The sequence below is a fragment of the Brucella pseudogrignonensis genome (assembly GCF_002252525.1).
Taxonomy (GTDB): domain Bacteria; phylum Pseudomonadota; class Alphaproteobacteria; order Rhizobiales; family Rhizobiaceae; genus Brucella; species Brucella pseudogrignonensis.
This window is the reverse complement of sequence record NZ_NNRM01000053.1, coordinates 25832-46716: the sequence shown is the minus strand read 5'-3', so window position 1 is coordinate 46716 and position 20885 is coordinate 25832. Positions and strand designations below refer to the sequence as shown.

Below are 20885 nucleotides of genomic sequence, written 5' to 3'. Positions count from 1 at the left end.
TTTGGTTTCCCCTTTTTGTTTTTGATTTAGCGGTATGGTCAGCTTTGTGACCTCAACACGTCCGCGAAAAATGCTTCGACCGGCTCCAGCACTTTGAAAGGCTCATGAGCCACGCCCGGCACCCTGTCCCTGCGAACCGCGATTCCATGCGCTTCAAACGACTTGGCCAGTGCTTCAATGCGGTCGATCCGGCAATCGCCCTGAAGATCGGCGCCGTCCATCCAGAAGGCGCTGTCACGCGGGATGGCGATTTCCCAAGTCGCGGTATCTTCCTCGCCGATCACTGTATGAACCGTAACAGCCTTCATCGCTTCAAGATCAATGCGGCAGCCAAAACGTGCTTCAACATCGCGAACGCCAACCCACCAGTCATAATCAGAATTGAGCAGAGTTACGACGCCCGGTGCTCCGATAGAGACAGCCTTGAGCCTATGAGGATGCAGCATGAAAAAGCGCTGGCAGAACTGCCCGCCGCCCGAAAAGCCGTACATGATGGCGCGATTGCTTTTGAGGCGATATTTGGCGGCCACTTCGTCGATCATCGACAGCAGAATATGATCAAAGCGAATGCCGTGAAACTCGATGCGCTTGTAGTTGGCAAGATCGCCCTGCACGACGATGCCCGCAGGAAACAGCGGCGCCAGAACAATGCAGCGGTTCTCTCGCGCAAAATTTGCAAAGTGGTCGCGGTACTGTGCCGCCGTCCGCCCCGTCCCGTGAATGATGACGATCAGTTCGTGCGTTTCGGTGCCGTCTTCATCATAGTCCTCGGGGACATAAAGGCAGTAACTGAAACGCTGATCGAACTGACTTGCAAAAAACGTGGTCGCTCCGAAATCGTAGAAGCTGAGTTTTTTGCCATGGCCCTGCCGTTTAGTAACAGGCTTTTCCTCAGTGATGGACATGACCGCCCTCCTCTTCAGACTTCGTATTTGCACTATCGCCGCGCCATTTGAGTTTGACGCCGCCCTCACCCGTCAGTTCGAGCATTGGAATGGCTGACAGAAGACGGCGGGTATAGTCGTTTTGCGGCGCGTCAAAAATCTCGTCGCGCGTTCCCTGCTCGATAATGCGACCGTCATTCATCACGACCACACGATCGGCAATTTGTTCAACCACGCCCAGATCATGGGTAATGAACAGGCAACCGAAGCCATAGCTCTGCTGCAACTTGGCAAAGAGATCGAGAACCTGCGCACGCACCGTTACGTCAAGCGCCGAGACTGCTTCATCGGCAATGACAAAAGCGGGACGGCGAACGAGCGCACGCGCAATCGCCACACGCTGACGCTGACCACCCGACATTTCATGCGCATAACGATTGGCATAATCTCCACCGAGGCCAACATCCTCCAGTGTCTCGCGAACACGATCCACTTTCTGGCTGGACGAAAGCTCTTTCGAGAAGCGCAGCGCCTCACCGACCAACTCGCCCACTTTCATACGCGGATCGAGTGATGAATAAGGGTCCTGAAACACCATCTGCGTGTGATAACGATAATCCTGATAATGGGATGAACGTCTCTCGACAGGCTGTCCCTTGAACAGCAACTTCCCTTCGCTCGGCTTGATTAGCCCGGCCATCACGCGCGCGGCCGTGGTCTTGCCCGAACCCGAGCCGCCAACCACTGCAACAACCTCGTTGGGCAGAACATCAATCGTAACCCCATGCAGAGCTCGTTTGCCGCCAGCTTTCTTGAACCAGCCACCCCGGCCTTCAAAATCGACAACAAGATCGCGCACGCTGATCAGCGGATCAGCCTTTGGAACCAGGCGCGCAGGCCCACGAACCGGCAATGTCGAAAGCAATTTGCGGGTGTAATCATGCCGGGGCTTTGCCAGAACATCCGCGGTATCGCCCGTTTCAACCACTTCACCATGGCGCATCACAACCACACGTTTGGAATAGCGCGCAATCATTGGAAGATCGTGACTGATCAGCAAAACGGTCGTGCCACGTTCCCGCGTGAGATCGACCAACAACTCCATAACCTCGCGCTGGATAACCGCATCAAGCGCAGTGGTCGGCTCGTCCGCGATCAGCAGATCAGGCTTCATGAGCATCGCGCAGGCGATCATGATGCGCTGGCGCATTCCACCTGAGAACTCATGTGGGAACGCCTCAATTGCCCGATCAGGATCGGCAATGCCAACACGCAACAACATGGCTCTGATCCAGTCGGCATGTTGTGCCTTCTCGGCTGGAAAGTGCAGTTCAAGCCCTTCTTCAAGCTGCCGCCCGATAGTCAGTGACGGGGTAAGCGAAGTCATCGGCTCCTGAAAGATCATGGCAATACCATCGCCACGCAGCCCGCGCAAAGCGGTCGACGACATCGTTGACACGTTCTGCCCCTTGAAGCGGATCGCACCATGACTTGTTTTAATGGACGCCGGAACCAGCCCCATGACCGCCCGCGCGAGCATGGTTTTGCCGGAGCCGGATTCACCAACGATGCCGAGAATTTCGCCAGCTTTTATGGAGAAGGAAGCGCGCTTGACGATCTCCAGCGCACTATCGCCAACACGCAGGCTGACATCGTCGATTTCAAGCAAGGGTGCGGAAGTCATGAGCGCTTCCTCATGCGTGGGTCGAGGCGGTCGCGCAACGCGTCACCAAGAAGATTAATACCAAGCAGCGACAGCGAAATTGCAAGGCCGGGGAAGATACCAAGCCAAACGGCCTGCTCAATGAAATTGCGGCTTCCCGCCAGCATATTGCCCCAAGTCGGCGCTGGCGGCGGCACACCCAGCCCCAGAAAGCTAAGCGAGCTTTCTGCGAGAATTGCCCAGCCGCACATGGACGTTGCCATGACCAGAACAGGTGCCAGACAGTTGGGCAGAATATGGCGCACCATCGTATAGATTTCCGAGTTTCCCATGACGCGGGAGGCCTCAACGAACTCCCGTTCACGCAGGCTCAAAACCGTGCCACGGACCACGCGGATCACCGAAGACATATAGGCCAAAGCAAGTGCTAAGATGATGCCGTTCTTGTTGGCACCAAAGACGGCCAGCAAACCAAGCGCCATCAATATGCCGGGGAATGCCAGCAAAGCATCATTGACCATCATCAACAGCCGGTCGAACCAGCCACGCAAGAAGCCGCTGATCGCCCCGATAAGCACTCCGCCGAGGGTGGCGAGAAAGACTGTGAACACGCTGATTGAAACACTGGCCGATGCGCCTCTCATAAGACGGCTTAGCTGGTCGCGCCCAAATTCATCCGTACCCAGCCAATGCGCAGCGCTTGGCGGCGCAAGGCGCGCGGCAAAGTCGAGGGCAAGCGGGTTGTAAGGCGTCCAGAAGGAACCTACCACCGCTATCGTGAGAAGCGTTGCGGTCAGAGTTCCGCCAATAATCGCGTTGAGAGAGAGATTTTTCATTTCGCCGTCACCTTCGGGTCGAAGAACGGATAGAGAAGGTCCACGATCAGATTGACCAGCACATAAACGCAGGCCGTGAACAGCAAGCAGCCCTGAATGACGGGATAATCGCGAGCAAAGATTGCATCAACCAGAAGCCTGCCAAGTCCGGGAATCGTGAAAACCGTTTCCACAACTGCAATACCGCCAAGCAGATTGCCAAGGATCAGCCCCAACAGTGTCCAGGTCGGGCCAAACGCATTACGGAAAGCATGACGCCACATCACGGTTGCTTCCGACAGTCCCTTGGCGCGGGCATGGGTGATGTAATCCAGATTCAACACTTCAAGCGTCGAGGCGCGTGCCATCCGCAGAATGACGCCGATTTCATGCAGAAACAGTGTGGTGATCGGCAAAACCAGATAGAGACACGCTTTCCATGGGTTCTCACCAAAGCTGACATAGCCGACAATCGGCAACCAGCCGAGCTTGAGGCCAAAGGCCAGCAACAGCAGCAAGCCCATCCAGAATGTCGGAACCGAAAGCAGCAAGGTGGCGCAGGTCACAAGCGTCAGATCGGTCAGGCTGTTCTGCTTCCAGGCTGCGATCATTCCAAGCGGAACAGCGACAAGCGTAGAAAGCATAACTGCTGACAAGACGATACGCGCACTGACCGAAAAGCGCTCCAGAACCAGCGAAAGAACCGGCTGCTGGTTGGCAATGGAGACACCGAGATCACCATGCAGAACATTGCCTCCCCAGATCAAAAACTGGGTAAAGACGCTGTGATTGAGGCCCAGCTGCTCGCGCAGCGCGGCCAGCGTCGCAGCATCCGCAGAATCGCCCAGCATCAGGGCTGCAGGATCGCCCGGTATCAACCGGACAATCACAAACACAGCCACTGCCACGATCAGCAATGTTGGAATGGCCATGCCTATTCTGGAAAGCGCAAAGCGCAGCATTTCTTTAGCCTTCGATAAAGAGGGATTTCGCGCGTGGCGCGGCATCAGACGGTAGCGGCGTATAATCCTGCAGACAGTAGGTCGCAAACTGGCGGTTCAAAGCAGGCAGCGGCGCGATTTCCATCATGCCAAGCGCTGCTTCCATCACCACCATGGCAACTGTGGCCGTGATATTGTCGTGATTGCCGGGACGCGGCGGGCGGCAGACTGCATAAGGTGTCAGGAAGTCGTCGAACAGTGCTTCTTTCAGCTCCTTGCGACCAATTTTTCCACCATGTGATTCAAGAGACTGGCGAACGCGCCAATCACGGTAGAAGCTTTCAGGTACGAACGGGATGCCGGTGTCGCGCAGCTTTGTCAGCGCAATTGGGCTGACCCAATGATTGGCATGAACGATCAGATCATTCTCCGGCAAGATCGGGAAGGACTCATCCGGCGCACATTCAAAATCGATGCCGAAACCGGCGCTCGTCGCAATCATGATATTGTTTGAGCAGGATTTTGGTGTCGAAGCCACAGCCTTGATTGCTTTCGCAAAATGCTCCTGCTCAAGCACCTTGCGGCGCACGAGCCCCAAAGGAACGCCTAGCTTCTTATAGTCGCGTTCGCATTCGAGATAATTGGCGGTGATCGAGATTCCCGCTTCATTGAAGCCGCTGCGCGCCAGCCCACCAGCCTCGACAAACGTTACAAAATCGGGACCGTTATTGTTGCGAACACGCAGCACAATGCCGGTTTCCACACATTCAGAACGCCAGTCCCAGTTCTGGCCATGAACCAGATTACCAGAAGCACTTTTCGCAGGCATGATGAGAGCACCGGTGCAGCCATCATCCTGCTCTTCGGGATCAGGCGACCCCGTTTCCGCACGCGCCATCGCAACGACTTCCGTGCGTGCATTGATCATGACGATCTGCTCAAACGGCACATCCGCACCTTTGGCGATGCCGCGCATTTCCTCGACATAAGACGCGTCGAATTCCTCGATCCGGCCGGCAAATTCTTCGATGAGACCTTGCCTGCGCTCAGGCGAAAGACCAAACGCGTCGAGCGTGCTGGAATAAAGACCAGCGCTGCGCCGGATGCGTTCCGCCGCCAGCACCCCATATTGGCGCCCGCGCTCTTCCGGTACGCCCGAAACTGTAATGAATGGAAATGGGGTAACTGACATACTCAATCCATATTTTGTATTTTGTATCTGCTTAATACAATTCACATTCAATCATTGCGGAGTCAATAGTTTTTTATTAGAATATGGAACAATTTGATTTATACCCTTCCTACAGAGAGTCAGCCTGTCATTCCAATGGGATAGGCTATACGAGAAAGAAATGGCCTATTGCGAAATATCCCGTATTCTTTGAGCATAGGTTCATGGGAGAACGCACATTCAGGGGGCGCTGCGCGTGAATATGGACGTTAAGAGATCAACGGAAGGCGAATCCGGCCTGAGCAGTCTTCAGGCGGAAGTCGCACATAAAATGGTCTCGCTCATATCCGCTGCACGCTGGAATATCGGCGACCGGCTGTCGGATGCTGCCATTGCAAAAGAGCTTCGTGTATCGCGGTCGCCCGTGCGTCAGGTGCTCAATCTTCTTGTGCAGCAGGGTATTGTCAGCCAGACACCCAATCGCGGATATCAGCTGCATCGCATTCCAGAGCCGGACGAACTTAACGACAACCTGCTGCCGCCATCGGAGGCGGAAGAGCTCTACCGGCGTCTGATGAGTGCGCGCGCCTCTGGTGCTGTTGGTGACGAAGTGTCGGAAGCCGAACTTGCCGATCAGCTGGGTGCAACGCGCGGCGCGGTGCGCCGGGTTCTGATGCGTTTTGCCACCGAAGGTCTCGCAGAGCGTCTTCCGGGCCATGGCTGGCGCTTTGCCGAGTCGCTCGATAATGAGCGCGCGGTCAATGAAAGCTACGCCTTCCGCCTGGTGATCGAATGCGGTGCGCTTTCGCAACCCGACTACGCGCCTGATCTCAGCCAGCTCGCAGCTTTGCAACGCGAGCAGAATGAAATATCGGTCTTGCCGATCCAGAGCCTCACACGGGATCTCTGGTTCAACGCCAATGCAAACTTTCACGAAACCATTGTTTCGTGGGCGAATAATCGGTTTTTCACGCAATCAGTCCGGTGGCAGAACCATCTTCGCCGCATGACGGAATATTCCGACTTCGATCGTTTGGGCGAAGAGCGTATCCGCAAGGCTTGCAAAGATCACTTAGGTATTCTCGAAGCCATCGAGAATAGAGACTTTGAATTTGCTGCAGCCCTGCTCAAACGCCATATCAGCCGCTCGGGTGCAGAGGACGTATGACCGTTACGGCTAACGCACCGCGCCTGCTCAAACTTTTTCCAGAGCGATTGCAATCCCTTGACCCACACCGATGCACATTGTCGCCAGCGCATAACGACCGCCGTTCAAAGAAAGTTCGAGCGCTGCTGATCCTGTGATCCGTGCGCCCGACATGCCAAGCGGATGACCCAGCGCAATCGCACCGCCGTTCGGGTTAACCCGGTGATCGTCGTCAGTAACGCCAAGTTCGCGCAAGACAGCAAGCCCCTGAGAGGCGAAAGCCTCATTGAGTTCGATGACGTCCATTGCATCGATGGCAAGCCCGAGCCTGACCAGAAGTTTCTGTGTTGCGGGCGCTGGGCCTATACCCATAATCCTCGGTGGCACACCGGCAGTGGCACCGCCCATTATTCTCGCCAGAGGTTTCAGGGCATATTTCTTGATTGCTTCTTCAGAGGCAATGATCAGGGCTGCAGCACCATCATTGACCCCAGAAGCGTTGCCCGCCGTAACCGTACCGCCAGCCCGAAAAGGCGTACCCATTTTTGAAAGGGCGTCGATGGATGTTGCGCGCGGATGTTCATCATGCTCGACCACCAGCGCAGCACTTTTGCGTTGCGGGATGGTGACGTTTACGATCTCCTTGGCCAGCCTGCCGTTAGCCTGCGCGGCCGCAGCTTTTTCCTGACTGCGCATCGCAAAGGCGTCCTGATCCTCGCGCGAAATCTGGTAGTCTGCCGCAACGTTCTCACCGGTTTCAGGCATCGACTCGACACCATATTGCTTCTTCATCAGCGGGTTTATGAAGCGCCAGCCAATTGTCGTATCGTATATTTCAGCCCGTCGCGAAAAGGCGGCATCAGCCTTTGGCATAACGAAAGGAGCCCGGCTCATGCTTTCAACGCCACCCGCAACCATCAGATCAGCTTCACCGGCCTTAATCGCCCGCGCTGCACTAATAATGGCGTCCATTCCAGACCCGCATAAACGATTGATAGTCGTTCCCGTTATGCTGACTGGCAGTCCGGCGAGCAACAGCGACATACGTGCAACATTGCGATTGTCTTCGCCTGCCTGATTAGCAGAACCGAAAATAACATCGTCCACCGCTTCCCAATCAACAGCCCCATTACGCTCCATTAACGAGCGAAGCGGAATAGCCCCTAGATCATCCGTTCTCACAGATGAAAGGGAACCACCAAAACGACCGATCGGTGTACGAACATAATCACAGATAAAGGCTTCACTCATAATGAGGTCTCGTATTTCGGGAATGATGATGGTTGCCGGTGCAGGGCCTATGCCTGCAAATGCGAAACGAATTTCGTATTCTGGTAGGCATCCAGCGCGTCGGCTCCGCCTTCGGTTCCGTAGCCGGAATCGTTGATGCCACCGAAAGGTACTTCCGGCAGTGCCAACCCGTAGTGATTGATAGTGATCATTCCGCTGCGAACAGAAGAAGAGATTTTTGCAGCATTGGCCGATGATCCAGTAAAAGCATAAGCAGCAAGACCATAATTGAGCCTGTTGGCTTCCACCAAAGCCTCGTCAAGTGACTGAAAGCTATTGAGAAGTGCCACCGGACCAAACGGCTCCTCGTTCATGATTGCCGCATCACGCGGCACATCTGCAAGGATCGTTGGCTCAAAGAAATTGCCGCGATTGCCAATGCGTTCGCCGCCCGTAACCACTTTGGCCTTGTGTTCCTTCGCATCACCAATCAAGCGCTCCATGGCGTTGACCCGGCGCGCATTGACCAGCGGTCCCATTGTCGTTTCGGCATCGAGCCCATCTCCGACTTTCAACGAACGGGCGTAAGTTGAAAGACCTTCGATCACCTGATCGTAGACTGGTTCTTCAATCAGAAACCGAGTGGGTGCGATGCAAATCTGGCCTGCATTTCTGAACTTGGCTGCAGCTGCCACCTTGATTGCCTGCTCCACATCGGCATCTGCCAGGATGACAACCGGCGCATGTCCACCAAGCTCCATCGTGGCCCGCTTCATGTGCAAACCACTCAACGCTGCAAGCTGCTTTCCCACCTGCGTCGAACCCGTAAATGACACTTTCTTAATCACAGGATGAGGTATGAGGTAAGACGAGATCTCTGCCGGATCGCCATAAACGAGGTTGATAACACCATCAGGCAAACCAGCATCAGCAAAGGCGCGCACCAGTTCGGCTGGGGCTGCCGGCGTATCTTCAGCAGCTTTCAAAATGATGGAGCAGCCAGCAGCCAGAGCCGCAGATATTTTGCGAACCGACTGGTTGATTGGAAAGTTCCAAGGAGTAAACGCAGCCACTGGACCGACCGGCTCTTTGACTTCCGATTGCATCACATTTGCAAAGCGTGGCGGAACGATACGCCCATAGCTGCGCCGGGCTTCTTCTGCAAACCAGTCGATCAGGTCACCGGCCGCAGCAGCCTCGGCACGCGCTTCCGCCAGAGGCTTGCCCTGCTCAATCGTCAGCAAGCGCGCAACGCCCTCGCCGCGAGCCCGAAAAATGTCTGCAGCCTTGCGCAGCATCTTATAACGATCAAAGGCCGATACCTTGCGCCAAATCTCAAAGCCACGCTCGGCGGCAGCCAAAGCGTCATCAAGATCTGCTGTCGTGGCTTTAGCAATATGTCCGATAACGTCGTTGGTCGCCGGGTTCAGGACGTCAACCGTTTCACCAGAACTACCATCGCGCCATGTTCCATCAATGAACAGCTTGATATTGGAATATTCCACTTGAGTGTTCGTCATCACTCTCTCCTCAAACTGTTGCCTGATATTGATGGATGACACCGGCGTCGATCAGCTCTGCCAGTTTGGATTTATCGAATTGAAGAACGTCCTCCAGAATGGAGGTACTATCTTCACCCAACATTGGCGGCGCCTTATAGGAAGCATGTTTCTGTGCCTCTAATCCTTGGGCTGGGCGCACAAGAGAGACCGGCCCCAGATGTGGGCTTTCCAATGTTTGCACCACATTCCGTGCCACAACATTGGGACTTTCAAAAGCTTCTGGAACAGTTTTCACCTGCCCCGCAGGAACGCCCATCTTCAGGCATTCAGCCATCCAATATTCGCGCGTTTGGGTGCGGAAACGCTCAGCCATTGGCGGTATCAGTTCGGAACGATTAAGCGCTCGCCCGCTTGCCGTCTTGAAACGATCGTCCGCTGCAAGTTCTGGCAGGCCAATGATCTTTTCGCAGAGGATTGCAAACTGACGGTCGTTACCGACAGCGAGGGCAAAGGCACCATCGGAACACTCGAAAATCTGATAGGGCACCACGGTCGGATGGGCATTACCAAAGCGTTTGGGAATATGCCCGCCATTCAGATGTGCACTACCAATATTGATAAGCGTATTGAGCGCGCATTCAAACAGAGAAATATCGACAAACTGTCCGAGACCTGTGGTCTTGCGCTGATAAAGCGCTGCCAGAATGGATTGCGTTCCAACCATACCCGCCACGATATCGGTCATAGCAACGCCGATGCGCATCGGCTCGCCATCGGTTTGTCCGGTGATCGACATCAGGCCGCTTTCAGCTTGAACCACGAAGTCATAGCCGGGGCGGCGTGCTTCCGGGCCGGTTTGGCCATAACCGGATATTGAGCAATAGATGAGCCCGGGATTGAGCGCCTTCAAAGTCGCGTAATCAATTTTCAGGCGTTCGACAGTTCCGGCACGAAAGTTCTCGACCACAACATCCGCCTGCTTGGCCAGTTCATAAATTATATCGAGGCCTTCTGGCGACTTCAGATCGAGCGCCAGGCTTTTCTTGCCGCGGTTAGCACAGAGAAAATAGGTACTTGCTCCTTTATAATTGGGAACCGACCACGCGCGCGTGTCATCACCGCCTTGAATATTCTCGATTTTCCAGACTTCGGCTCCAAGATCAGCAAGGCTCATCGTGGTCCAGGGACCGGCAAGAACGCGCGAAAGATCAAGAACCTTTATTCCAGCCAGCGGAAGGGCAGAGTTGTTATCGCCCATAACAGGAACCTCAAGTTCGTTCATTATTTTCAAGGTCACGTCCTTCTCAAACATCCGCGATAAGCGGCACCTGATAGTCAAAATTAGTCACGGGAATTACTGAGGTGATCGCCATTCCTGCGGGAAGTGACACGCGACCGCGTGTCCGCCTCCCTGAAGCTGCAATTCCGGCCTGACTTCCGCGCAGATCGCTTCCGCCCTGAAACAGCGGGTTCTGAACGGGCAACCGGATGGGGGATTGATCGGGCTCGGCACATCGCCCTTGAGCAGAATTTGCTGCCGCTTTCGCTCAATGACCGGATCGGCCAGCGGAACAGCCGACATCAAAGCCTGCGTGTAAGGGTGCAGCGGTCGGTTATAGAGTTCTCCAGCCGGAGCCTTCTCAACGATCCGCCCAAGATACATCACTGCAACCGTGTGCGAGATATGCCGCACGACTGACAGATCATGCGCAATGAAGATGTAGGACGTGCCGAACTCCGCCTGAATTTCCTGCAAGAGATTCAGCACCCCAGCCTGCACCGAAACGTCGAGCGCCGAGACAGGTTCATCGAGCACCATAACCTGCGGGTTAAGCGCCAAGGCGCGTGCGATCACGACACGTTGCCGCTGGCCGCCTGACAGCTCATGCGGATAACGCTTGCCGTGCTCCGGGTTGAGCCGGACAAGTCGCAGCATTTCCTGGACACGCTCTTTACGCTGCTGTTGTGAAAGATCACTGATACGAAGCGGCTCGGCGATGCTTTCTTCGATGCGCATACGCGGATGAAGTGAAGCAAACGGATCCTGAAACACGAATTGCAGATGCTTGCGTGCAGCGCGCATTTCTTTCGGCGAGAACTGCGCCACGTTCTGTCCCTGAAACAGAACCTCTCCGCTCGTCGGCTCGATCAGCCTGAGCAGGCAACGCCCGAGTGTGGATTTTCCGCAGCCGGATTCACCGACTAGGCCAAGCGTCTCACCCTTGGCCAGATCAAACGAAATATCGTCGACCGCTTTAACCTCAGCCACATCACGCTGAAAGATCGTGCCGCCTTTGATCGGAAACGATTTGCGAAGATTGCGGACCGAAAGAGCGGCATCCGACACAGAGGATGGAGCTGTTTGCGATGAAAAACTCTGGTTCATAGCGCGGCCTCGTTACTGACCGGTATGTCGGCCTTTCGTTGATATGCAGGCAGACTGTCGGCAAAGTGGCACGCCGATATGTGGCGTCCGAATTGCTGATATGTGGGAGCCGTTGTCTTGCAGATTTCCTGTGCATGTGCGCATCGCGGATGAAACGCACATCCTTTGGGGAAAGCACCCAGAACAGGCGGCGCACCATCAATGGAATAGAGTTTGCCGCCGCTATCATTTAGTGTCGGGATCGAAGCGATCAGCCCGCGCGTATATGGATGACGAGGATTGTCGAAAAGTTCAAAGACATCCGCTTCCTCGACCACTTCACCAGCATAGACAACGGCAACACGGTCAGCATGGCCCGCAAGCACACCAAGATCGTGTGTGATGAGGATAAGTCCCAGACCAAGTTTATTCTGCAAGTCCCGCAATACTGCCATGATCTGCGCCTGAACCGTGACATCAAGTGCCGTGGTAGGTTCGTCCGCAATCAATAGGTCCGGATCATTAGCGACAGCCATGGCGATCATCACGCGCTGCCGCATCCCACCTGAAAACTCATGCGGGTATTGTTTCACACGCTGATCAGGTTGCGGAATGGAGACGAGCTCCAGCAACTCAATCGCCCGCGCCATAGCGGCTTTCCGGTTGAGCTTTTTCTGATGAAGCTGCAAGGCCTCGATCAGCTGATCGCCTACCTTCATCACCGGATTGAGAGAAGACAGCGGGTCCTGAAAGATCATCGCAATTTTCGAGCCGCGAAGGCTTCGCATTTCGCGCCGCGACTTGCCAACCAGTTCTTCGCCCTGAAACGTAACCGAGCCTGAAACCTTGGCATTGGGCGGCGTCAGGCCGATTGAGGCCAGCATCCCGATAGACTTGCCGGAGCCGGACTCGCCAACGATCCCCAAAACTTCGCGCCGCTTGAGTTCAAGATTGATGCCTCTGACCGCATCAAGCACCACACCATCGCGGCCAAAGCCGACACGCAGGTTTTCAATTCGAAAGAGACTGGTGTTCTCATTTGGATTTGTCATTTTGTTCTCCAATCACTTCGAACGCGGGTCGAAATAGTCGCGAAGACCATCGCCGATGAAATTGAAACCAAGAACGATGGTCAGGATAGCAAGGCCCGGCCCCATCGCGATCCACCAGTTGTAGAAATAGACAGCACCCTCGGCGATCATGGAGCCCCATTCCGGCGTGGGCGGCGTTGCGCCAAGACCGATAAAGCTGAGCGATGCCGCAAGCAGAATGACCTGCCCTAGATCCATCGTTGCGCTGATCAAAATCGGGGTCCAGCAGAGCGGCAGAATATGCTTGAACAGAACACGGGAGCTGCTGGCGCCAGATGCTATCGCGGCCTCCACATGCTCACGCTCACGCACTTCCAGCACCTGTGCCCGCATGAGGCGCGCATAGACAGGCCACCAAACAATGACCATGGCAATCGCAGCGTTTTCAAGCCCGGGTCCGAGCGATGCGGCAACCGCCATTGCGAGAAGCATCGGAGGAAATGACAGTGTGATATCGACGAGCCGCATAATGGCTGAGCCGATCAATCCACCTTTATAGCCTGAGATAGCACCAGCCAACGCACCAATGATAACCGCACTTACCACCACCAAAAGGGCAATTGGCAGCGAATGCTTGGCTCCGTAGAGCGTGCGCGTCAACACATCGCGTCCCAGAGCATCGGTTCCAAGCCAGTGCGACCAGCTTGGTGCCTGCAGGCGGCGTCCAACCATGTCGAGCGGGTCGTAGGGCGTCATATATGGCGCAAAGAATGTCGCAATGATCCAGAAGGCGACGACAATAATTCCGATTGCCACCGGCAAGGTAAACCAGCGCGGTATTCTGAATTTAAGCTGACGTGATGAGGTGTTTGCTGCTGCAACCATTTGCTTTCCCCTTAGCCCAGGCGCACGCGCGGATTTGCGAGAACATAGGCAACATCGGTGAGCAGGTTCGTAATCAGGAACATCACGCCACCGACGATGGTAACACCAATGATTGCTGGGAAATCCAGTGATCGCGCAGCCTCAACCGCATAAGATCCCATGCCAGGCCAGGCGAAAATTGTTTCGGTCAGCACGGCACCTGTGATGAGATAAGCAAACGAATAACTGATGACTGTCAGAACCGGCACAAGAATGTTGCGTAGGGCATGGCGGAACACCACACGAAGTTCGCCTGCACCTTTGGCGCGCGCGGTGAGGATGAATTCACGCCCGATTACATCAAGCATATTGGCGCGAACGAGACGCGAAATCGTACCCGCCACGGTCCAGCCAAGCACTGTCGCAGGGAGAATCAGATGTGCGAGGGCATTTTTGAAAGCCGCGAAATTTCCTGCGAGCAGACTGTCGATTGTCATGAGGCCTGTGATGGCAGCAGGCGGCGCCATGCGTGGATCAAGTCGGCCCGGTCCGGGCAGCAACTCAAACTGCACTGAAAAGATGAAGAGAACGGCAAGCCCCAGCCAGAAGACGGGCAAAGATGATCCCAGCAGCGCAAAAAGGCGCGCCACATGATCAATCGCGCTGTCGCGATAATAAGCCGCCAGAATACCAAGCAGGATACCGACAATAGATCCCAGAACCATGGCCGATAAAACCAGCTCCATCGTGGCTGGCAAACGGGCCATCAAGTCTGTGCTGACAGGACGCTTCGTGACGAACGAGGTCCCCATGTCGCCAGACAGAAGGTTTTTGAGATAGATGACATAGCGCTCTGGCAGACTGCGATCGAGCCCCCACTTTGCTTTTGCAGCAGCCACAACTTCCGGGTTGTTCATCTGCTGCTCGGCCACAATGGATGTAAGCGGATCACCCTTGGTTATCGTCGTGAGCGCAAAGGCCATGGTCACGATGCCAAGAATTAGAAATGGCATCGCAATTAGGCGCTTAAAGAGATAATTTGACATGCACGGTTCCCATTTTGGAAATCTGGCGCAGTTTTTGTGCGTCCTTGCACATAGTATTGACAAGCAAATTTGACGCCGTCAATATAAATGAAATTAAATTTCATTTTCTGGAACGGCATTCCTCTAAACTGAAAACGACACACGCCCAGGAGACAACGTGAAGAAGAGAACGAAGCCCAGCTCATTGGACCTCGATAAAGACAGCGCTCAGGTTTCCAGTGCCCTCGTAAGGGGTCTGGAAATTTTGCGAAGCTTCACCCCAAATGATATTTCTCTTGGAAATCAGGATCTTATTGATCGGACAGGCTTGCCGAAAGCCACCGTTTCACGCCTGACACTAACCCTGGTCAATCTGGGTTATCTTAATTACGATGAAAATCTCGGGCGCTATAGCATTGGCCCCGCGACAATTTCGCTGGGCTACTCAGGCCTCAGTGCAAATGCTGTTGTTTATATGGCGATGCCGCTCATGCGGAAACTTGCGGAAAAAACCGGTGTCGCCGTTGCCATGGGACTGCGTGAGCAACGCGAAATGGTCTATGTCGCCAATGCGCGCTCTGAAAACCCTGTTTCCCTGCGCCTCAATGTTGGCTCAAGGTTGCCAATCTGGCGGACTGCAATGGGACTTTCCTATTATGCGGGCATGGAAGAAACGCAGCGTGAGTCTCTGCTTGAGCAAATGCTTGCAGCCGAGCCGGAACAGGCCGAGAAAATTCGTCGCCTCACAAGCAATGCACTCGAAGATTTTGCGAGAGATGGCTTCGTTGCATCATGCGGCGACTGGTACAGCTATATAAATGCGGTTGGCGTTCCATTCAGCCCGACTGATGGCACCCAGCTTGTGGCAATTACCTGTGGCGGCATTACCGACATTGCGCCACGCGATGTCTGTTATGGCGAAATTGGCCCCGCACTCAAACAGTTGACCATCGAGCTGCAGGAGCGGCTTGTCGGCAAGCTGGAAGCACCTTCACACACCTTACCCTAATCATCGCCAACGCGACGTAGCAGATTGTTGCAGGAAATCTCATGGCCACCGATATTCTATATCCAAAAGTCAGTCTGGAAACCAATTCCGGCACAATCTCTCGTTGGCACGCGAAAGACGGTGATACAGTCAGCCAAGGACAGCTCCTTTTTGAAATAGACAACGATAAAACCGTTGTTGAGGTGGACGCGCCTCACAGTGGAATACTTAAAATTCTAAAGCCTTCGACATCAGATGAAATCGACGTCGGCCAGAGTGTGGCAAGCCTTTTTCTTGAAGGCGAAGCTATTTCCTCGGCCACTTCAAAACCCGCATCGGAACCCGCTGCCGTTTCGTCACCTGAAGCCACAAAGTCTTCGGAAACTCCGGCGTTGGATATCCGTTCACACACCACACAAGTCGGCAGGACTGTAGCAACACCACTTGCAAAACGTCTGGCCGGAAACGCTGGAATTGATCTTTCGCAGATCAACGGTAGCGGGCCGAGCGGGCGCATACAGAAGAAAGATGTTGTTGCTGCCATCGAAACGCAGCAGCCTGCGGCAAGCATCTCGTCCCAACCTATCAACGGTACTGAGCTGAACGCGGTATGGCTGCGCAAGGGAGATGGAACGCCGATTGTCCTTCTGCATGGCTTTGCCTCGGATCATAATAACTGGCGTGGCTTGTTTGCCGGCACCCAATGGCAGCAACCCTTGCTGGCGATTGATCTGCCATCGCATGGTGCCTCACCGCTTGACGTTGTTGGCGACCTCGACGCAATTGCAGAACGCGTAGAAACGACAATCCAACGGCTCAACTTCTCGCAAACGATAGTTGTCGGGCATTCTTTTGGCGCGGCAGTGAGCGCCCGACTGGCAGTCCGAGGGAATATCGATATCCGTGCGCTCGGATTGTTTTCACCAGCGGGTCTGGGGCCGGAAATCAATAATGGCTTTGTCGAGAACTTCGTTAAAGCCAAATCCAAAGAAAGCGTCATACCTTGGCTGCATGAACTTGTTCATGCAAAGGACGCAATTTCAGACGCCTTCATTTCAGCCGTGGTGCAACAGCGACAGAACCAGCCGCTGAGTGACGCGATGAGCGCTTTTGCAAAACAGTTCTTTGCGGATGGAACACAAATCATATCAATCACGAACGACCTTGCATCGCTCGAAATACCGGTTCGAGTTGTCTTTGGAAAACAGGATCGCATCCTGCCTTTCAAACACAGCCGCAATCTGCCGGATAATGTAGCGCTCCACGCTTTTGACGCCTGTGGACACATGCCTCATTTGGAAAAACGCGGCCTGTCGCTCCGTATCCTGCAGGAGCTTGCAAACTCTGTTCGGAACTAAAACATCATGGCAACAAAAAAGGCCGGAGATTTCTCTCCGGCCTTTTTTGTTTCATCTCGATAGCTTATTTGGCGACTGAAATCTCAGCCAATGGCAGATTGCAGCAAGCCGAATAGCGCACGCCGTTCACCTTGCTATTATATGCCAGAATGACATCTGGGCTCAGCATCGGAATGATGACATTGGCAGCGGCCATTTTCTCACCAGCCTGGAACCAGACTTTATCAGCCTGATCGGCAGGCGCTTTAAGAGCATCGGCCATAACCTGCTGAATATCGCCGATCACGAATGACGGGTCACGCGCTTCACCCGCGCGCTTGGCCCAGAGGCTACCCTTTGCCAGACCGAATGCATCGACATATTGCGATGTGCCATAGAAGTCAGGTGCATAATAGACGACAGTCAGCGGCGTGCCGTCACCATTCACCTTCTCACGCCACGTTGCAAAAGAAACAGGCTGCAGCTCAACCTTGATATTCACCTTGGACAGATCCTGCTGGATCTTCTGCATCATCTGCGTGAAATCAACACCGTAGACGTTGAGGTTTGGATAGGTTGCCTCCAGCTTGAAACCATCCGGGTGCCCTGCCTTTGCAAGCAGTTCCTTTGCCTTGTCGGGGTTGTATTCAGGTATCTTGTGATCAGAGCCACCCGGGAAGCCGATTGGAATAGCGGCACCAATCAACTGGCCTTTGTCACCCAACATGAAATCGAGCAGTGTTTCACGATCAATTGCCGTGGAAATGGCTTCACGAACTTCCGGTGTCAGAGGCACTTCATTCGATTTTGCACCCGGTGAGAGCGCGATATAAATGAAGTTATAGGAATGAATGGAGTCAATCTTCACATCGGGATTGCGGATGGTCTTGGCAGTTTCCGGATCGATCTGCATGGCAATATCTGCAGAGCCATTTTCAAGCATTTGCGCCTGAGCAACCGCATCCTTAACCTGACGGATAACGACTTCCCCTACTTTCGCAGCCTCGCCCCAGTATTTTTCATTACGCTTCAGGCGAAGTTCGGAATTGGGTTCGTAAGCGGCCAGAACAAACGGGCCACTACCTGCAGAATTGGCGAGAAACCAGGCTTCAGCATTGTCCTTTTCTGCAGCATCTTCACCATTGACGGCCTTGGCTTCAGACGTAGCAACTTCACTATTGACGATGCCGAAATATGGCGAAGCCACAACATTGAAGAACTCCGAATTGGGCGCCTTGGTCTTTACGACCACGGTTGCCTCATCAGGCGTATCGATGGAAGCAATCGTATCTGCCAGAAATGAAGGGCTTGCCTTCACATTCTTGAGGCGCTCCCAGGACCACTTAACGTCCTTGGCTTCAACCTTCGAGCCATCCGAGAACACAGCTTTCGGATTTATCTTGAAGGTAAATTCGGTCTGATCGCCATTTGCGGTATAGCTCTCGGCGAGCACCGGCACGACCTTGTTATCTTTGTCGAGCGACAAAAGACCTTCATAAACTGCCGAGTCATAAATCTGGCAGGTGTCGCAGAAGGTGCGATGCGGATCGAGCGAGTTGATGTCCATATTGCGCGCGATCACAAGAGAATCTGCATTTTGCGCATAGGCTGCGGGAACCGCAGTCAGCAACGTCGCAGCCATCATCAGGCTTTTGAAATTCGTCATCAAAAGGCGGTTTAGCCCTGTTTTCCCATTTTTCATTTCGTTCCTCGTTTTTCTCTTCTTATGTTCAAACTCATCAGGCATTGCGCGTGATTGTTTCCAGCGCCGCCCGAACCTTTTCCGACGACCCAAGAGCCGCCTTATTCAAGACCAGTGAAACCACAGGCGACGACAAACTGCCGGTCACATGGAGAATTTCATGGTCAAGATCGTTGAAGAAACGCCGCTGAATTTCAGCAGCCCAATGGCGTCCGAGCGAAAGCCCGCTCGCGACCTGCTCGGCAATCACCACACGATTGGTCTTGGCTATAGACTGGCCGATAAGCTCCCAATCAATGCCCGTCATATCGAGGCTGCGCATGTCGATAATCTCGGCATCTATGCCGGATTCTTCCGCGGCTTTAACCGAGGCCTGTACCATCACAGATGTTGCAAGCACCGTACATGCCGAGCCTGATCTCACGATGCGGGCCTTCCCGAGAGGAATACAATAATCACGGTCTTCCTTGGGCACGAGGCTTTCACGCTGATAAAACTCAACATGTTCGATAATGGCCACCGGATCATTTGACTTGAGCGCGCTGTTCATCAACCCGACATAGTCAAAGGCATTGGTAGGGGATACGACACGCCATCCCGGAAACATGGCAAACAATGCCGATGGATCACCCGAATGCTGTGAGCCGTAGCCAGTGTGCGGCGACACGCGAACGCGCATCACAATCGGCACAGGAAAACCATCGCCGAACATATGACGGACTTTGGAAATACCATTGGCGATCTGATCAGCCGCAACAAAGCAGAAGTCACCGAACATGATTTCCACAACCGGGCGCAGACCCCGCAAGGCCGCTCCCAGTGCGACACCCGTAAAACCATTTTCCGCAATCGGCATGGCGAGCACTCTTCCCGGGAACAGCTCAAGTGCGTTCTTGGTGAACCCGCTGACGCCACCGGCAAAACGGTGAACATCCTCACCCATGACGATGATTGTCGGGTCCTTCTCCATTGCCCGACCAAGAACGTCGGACGCAGCCGCCGCAAAACGCACCTTCACAAGCTCGTCAGCGGAATAGTCCTCAATCTCGCTAAAGCGAGCATCAGAGAACTCCTGCCCGTCGCCAAGTATGCCTTCATCGACGCTTTCTGCTGAAGGCCATAGAGCATCAGGTATCCGCAGCACATTGCTACCGGGTGCTGTTTCAGTCAGGCGAGATCCCGCAGCCTGTACTGCAGCGCTGACTTTCACGTCGATCTCGGCAAGCTCTGCATCGCTGACAATGCCAAGTTCCTTCAAACGCCGCTCTGCCTGCGCGATTGGATCACGGCGCTTCCACTCTTCCTCTTCTTCGCCTGTACGATATCCGAAATCGCTCCCGGCCTTGCTCCCGCTTTGATGAAGGTAGCGATAGCATTGCGCTTCAATAACGACCGGGCCGCCTTCTTCTTCAATGATCTGACAGGCATCACGCATTGCCTGATGAACAGCCACAACATCCATTCCGTCGCACTCAATGCCAGGGAAGCCCAGCATTGGGCCGCGCGACGCAATGCGTGTTTCGCGCGTGGCATCCTGAATGTGTGTCGATACCGCGTAGAGATTGTTTTCGACGTAGAAAATCACGGGCAAACGATAGAGTGCAGCGATGTTCATCGCTTCATAGGTCGCTCCCTGTAAGGAAGCGCCATCGCCAAAGAATGCGACCGATATGCCTTTTCTGCCAAGCAGTTTATCGGCGAGCGCATAACCGGCAGCATGAGGAATATTGCCACCAACGATAGCACTTGTGCCTGCAATGCCGGATGCGGCATCGCGCATATGCATGGAGCCGCCACGACCACCGCAATAGCCGGGGTTAAGCCCCATAATCTCTGCCATCAAACGATAGACGGCATCATTCATGTCGTCGGTAAAATCGGATTGAAGAATATCGAAATCCGATGGTGTCTGTGCATTGATCAGCTTCGTCAACACCTGGTGATGCGCACGATGTGTACCATTGATCTGGTCATTAGAACCGAGCATCGACATGGCGCCCACTGCCGCAGCTTCCTGCCCAATACTGGCATGAGCCGGACCATGAACCAGCCCCGCTTTCTCAAAGTCGAGTATTTTTTCCTCAAAGCGCCGGATGAGCTTCATCTGGCTATACCACTTTAACAGATCACCGGCATTTGCAGCGCGCCAGTCATCTTCCGTCACATTGAGCCGATACCAGGGCGCAGAAGGTTTCAGTTCAATTTTCTCGGCCATGATAA

The 20885-nt window shown here is 54.2% G+C and carries 17 protein-coding genes; 3 read left to right on the top strand and 14 right to left on the bottom strand.

The genetic code is table 11. The annotated features are described in order from the left end of the window. Positions 1 to 38: 38 nt before the first annotated feature. From CEV34_RS25515 to CEV34_RS25495, 5 genes are read right to left on the bottom strand one after another with little or no spacing between them, the layout of a single operon-like run. A complete protein-coding gene (locus tag CEV34_RS25515; protein ID WP_007878273.1) occupies positions 39 to 905 on the bottom strand; it encodes a hypothetical protein in 867 nt (288 codons plus the stop codon). Further along, positions 892 to 2568: a dipeptide ABC transporter ATP-binding protein gene (locus CEV34_RS25510; protein ID WP_007878272.1), complete on the bottom strand. Its 1677-nt coding sequence runs from the start codon at positions 2566 to 2568 to the stop codon at positions 892 to 894. The genes CEV34_RS25515 and CEV34_RS25510 overlap by 14 nt, the downstream gene beginning before the upstream one ends. Next, a complete protein-coding gene (locus CEV34_RS25505) occupies positions 2565 to 3383 on the bottom strand; it encodes an ABC transporter permease (protein WP_007878271.1) in 819 nt (272 codons plus the stop codon). The genes CEV34_RS25510 and CEV34_RS25505 overlap by 4 nt, the downstream gene beginning before the upstream one ends. Further along, positions 3380 to 4324 (bottom strand): ABC transporter permease, encoded by a 945-nt coding sequence (locus CEV34_RS25500; protein ID WP_007878270.1) that lies wholly within the window; start codon positions 4322 to 4324, stop codon positions 3380 to 3382. The genes CEV34_RS25505 and CEV34_RS25500 overlap by 4 nt, the downstream gene beginning before the upstream one ends. Before the next feature lie 4 nt (positions 4325 to 4328). Next, complete coding sequence (locus tag CEV34_RS25495; protein ID WP_171379632.1) at positions 4329 to 5495, bottom strand: C45 family autoproteolytic acyltransferase/hydolase; 1167 nt, start codon at positions 5493 to 5495, stop codon at positions 4329 to 4331. Positions 5496 to 5736: 241 nt separating this feature from the next. Here CEV34_RS25495 and CEV34_RS25490 point away from each other — a divergent pair, with 241 nt between their 5' ends. Continuing rightward, a complete protein-coding gene (locus CEV34_RS25490; protein ID WP_007878258.1) occupies positions 5737 to 6642 on the top strand; it encodes a GntR family transcriptional regulator in 906 nt (301 codons plus the stop codon). A 27-nt stretch (positions 6643 to 6669) separates the two neighbouring features. On the opposite strand, the gene pcaF is transcribed toward CEV34_RS25490, so the two are convergent. From pcaF to CEV34_RS25455, 7 genes are all read right to left on the bottom strand, one after another. Beyond that, on the bottom strand, positions 6670 to 7872 hold the full coding sequence (pcaF, locus tag CEV34_RS25485) for a 3-oxoadipyl-CoA thiolase (RefSeq protein WP_007878256.1): 1203 nt from the start codon (positions 7870 to 7872) through the stop codon (positions 6670 to 6672). Between the two features lie 47 nt (positions 7873 to 7919). Continuing rightward, complete coding sequence (locus tag CEV34_RS25480; protein ID WP_007878254.1) at positions 7920 to 9371, bottom strand: NAD-dependent succinate-semialdehyde dehydrogenase; 1452 nt, start codon at positions 9369 to 9371, stop codon at positions 7920 to 7922. Between the two features lie 10 nt (positions 9372 to 9381). Then, on the bottom strand, positions 9382 to 10635 hold the full coding sequence (locus CEV34_RS25475) for a CaiB/BaiF CoA transferase family protein (RefSeq protein ID WP_007878252.1): 1254 nt from the start codon (positions 10633 to 10635) through the stop codon (positions 9382 to 9384). 72 nt (positions 10636 to 10707) lie between these two features. After that, a complete protein-coding gene (locus CEV34_RS25470) occupies positions 10708 to 11739 on the bottom strand; it encodes an ABC transporter ATP-binding protein (RefSeq protein ID WP_007878250.1) in 1032 nt (343 codons plus the stop codon). Further along, positions 11736 to 12770 carry an ABC transporter ATP-binding protein gene (locus CEV34_RS25465; protein WP_007878248.1) on the bottom strand — a complete coding sequence of 345 codons (1035 nt, stop codon included), beginning with the start codon at positions 12768 to 12770 and terminating at the stop codon, positions 11736 to 11738. The genes CEV34_RS25470 and CEV34_RS25465 overlap by 4 nt, the downstream gene beginning before the upstream one ends. Before the next feature lie 12 nt (positions 12771 to 12782). After that, positions 12783 to 13634 carry an ABC transporter permease gene (locus CEV34_RS25460; RefSeq protein WP_064321469.1) on the bottom strand — a complete coding sequence of 284 codons (852 nt, stop codon included), beginning with the start codon at positions 13632 to 13634 and terminating at the stop codon, positions 12783 to 12785. A gap of 11 nt (positions 13635 to 13645) precedes the next feature. Then, on the bottom strand, positions 13646 to 14659 hold the full coding sequence (locus CEV34_RS25455; RefSeq protein ID WP_007878243.1) for an ABC transporter permease: 1014 nt from the start codon (positions 14657 to 14659) through the stop codon (positions 13646 to 13648). A gap of 157 nt (positions 14660 to 14816) precedes the next feature. Here CEV34_RS25455 and CEV34_RS25450 point away from each other — a divergent pair, with 157 nt between their 5' ends. Together CEV34_RS25450 and CEV34_RS25445 are read left to right on the top strand one after the other, a co-directional pair. Continuing rightward, complete coding sequence (locus CEV34_RS25450; RefSeq protein WP_039860553.1) at positions 14817 to 15647, top strand: IclR family transcriptional regulator; 831 nt, start codon at positions 14817 to 14819, stop codon at positions 15645 to 15647. Positions 15648 to 15688: 41 nt separating this feature from the next. Further along, positions 15689 to 16984, top strand: a complete 1296-nt coding sequence (locus CEV34_RS25445; protein ID WP_007878241.1) for an acetoin dehydrogenase dihydrolipoyllysine-residue acetyltransferase subunit — start codon at positions 15689 to 15691, stop codon at positions 16982 to 16984. A gap of 64 nt (positions 16985 to 17048) precedes the next feature. On the opposite strand, the gene CEV34_RS25440 is transcribed toward CEV34_RS25445, so the two are convergent. Together CEV34_RS25440 and CEV34_RS25435 are read right to left on the bottom strand one after the other, a co-directional pair. Further along, entirely contained in the window at positions 17049 to 18608 is a 1560-nt protein-coding gene (locus tag CEV34_RS25440; RefSeq protein WP_051063973.1) for an ABC transporter substrate-binding protein, read from the bottom strand. A gap of 94 nt (positions 18609 to 18702) precedes the next feature. Then, entirely contained in the window at positions 18703 to 20880 is a 2178-nt protein-coding gene (locus tag CEV34_RS25435; protein WP_007878237.1) for a dehydrogenase E1 component subunit alpha/beta, read from the bottom strand. Between the last annotated feature and the right edge of the window lie 5 nt (positions 20881 to 20885).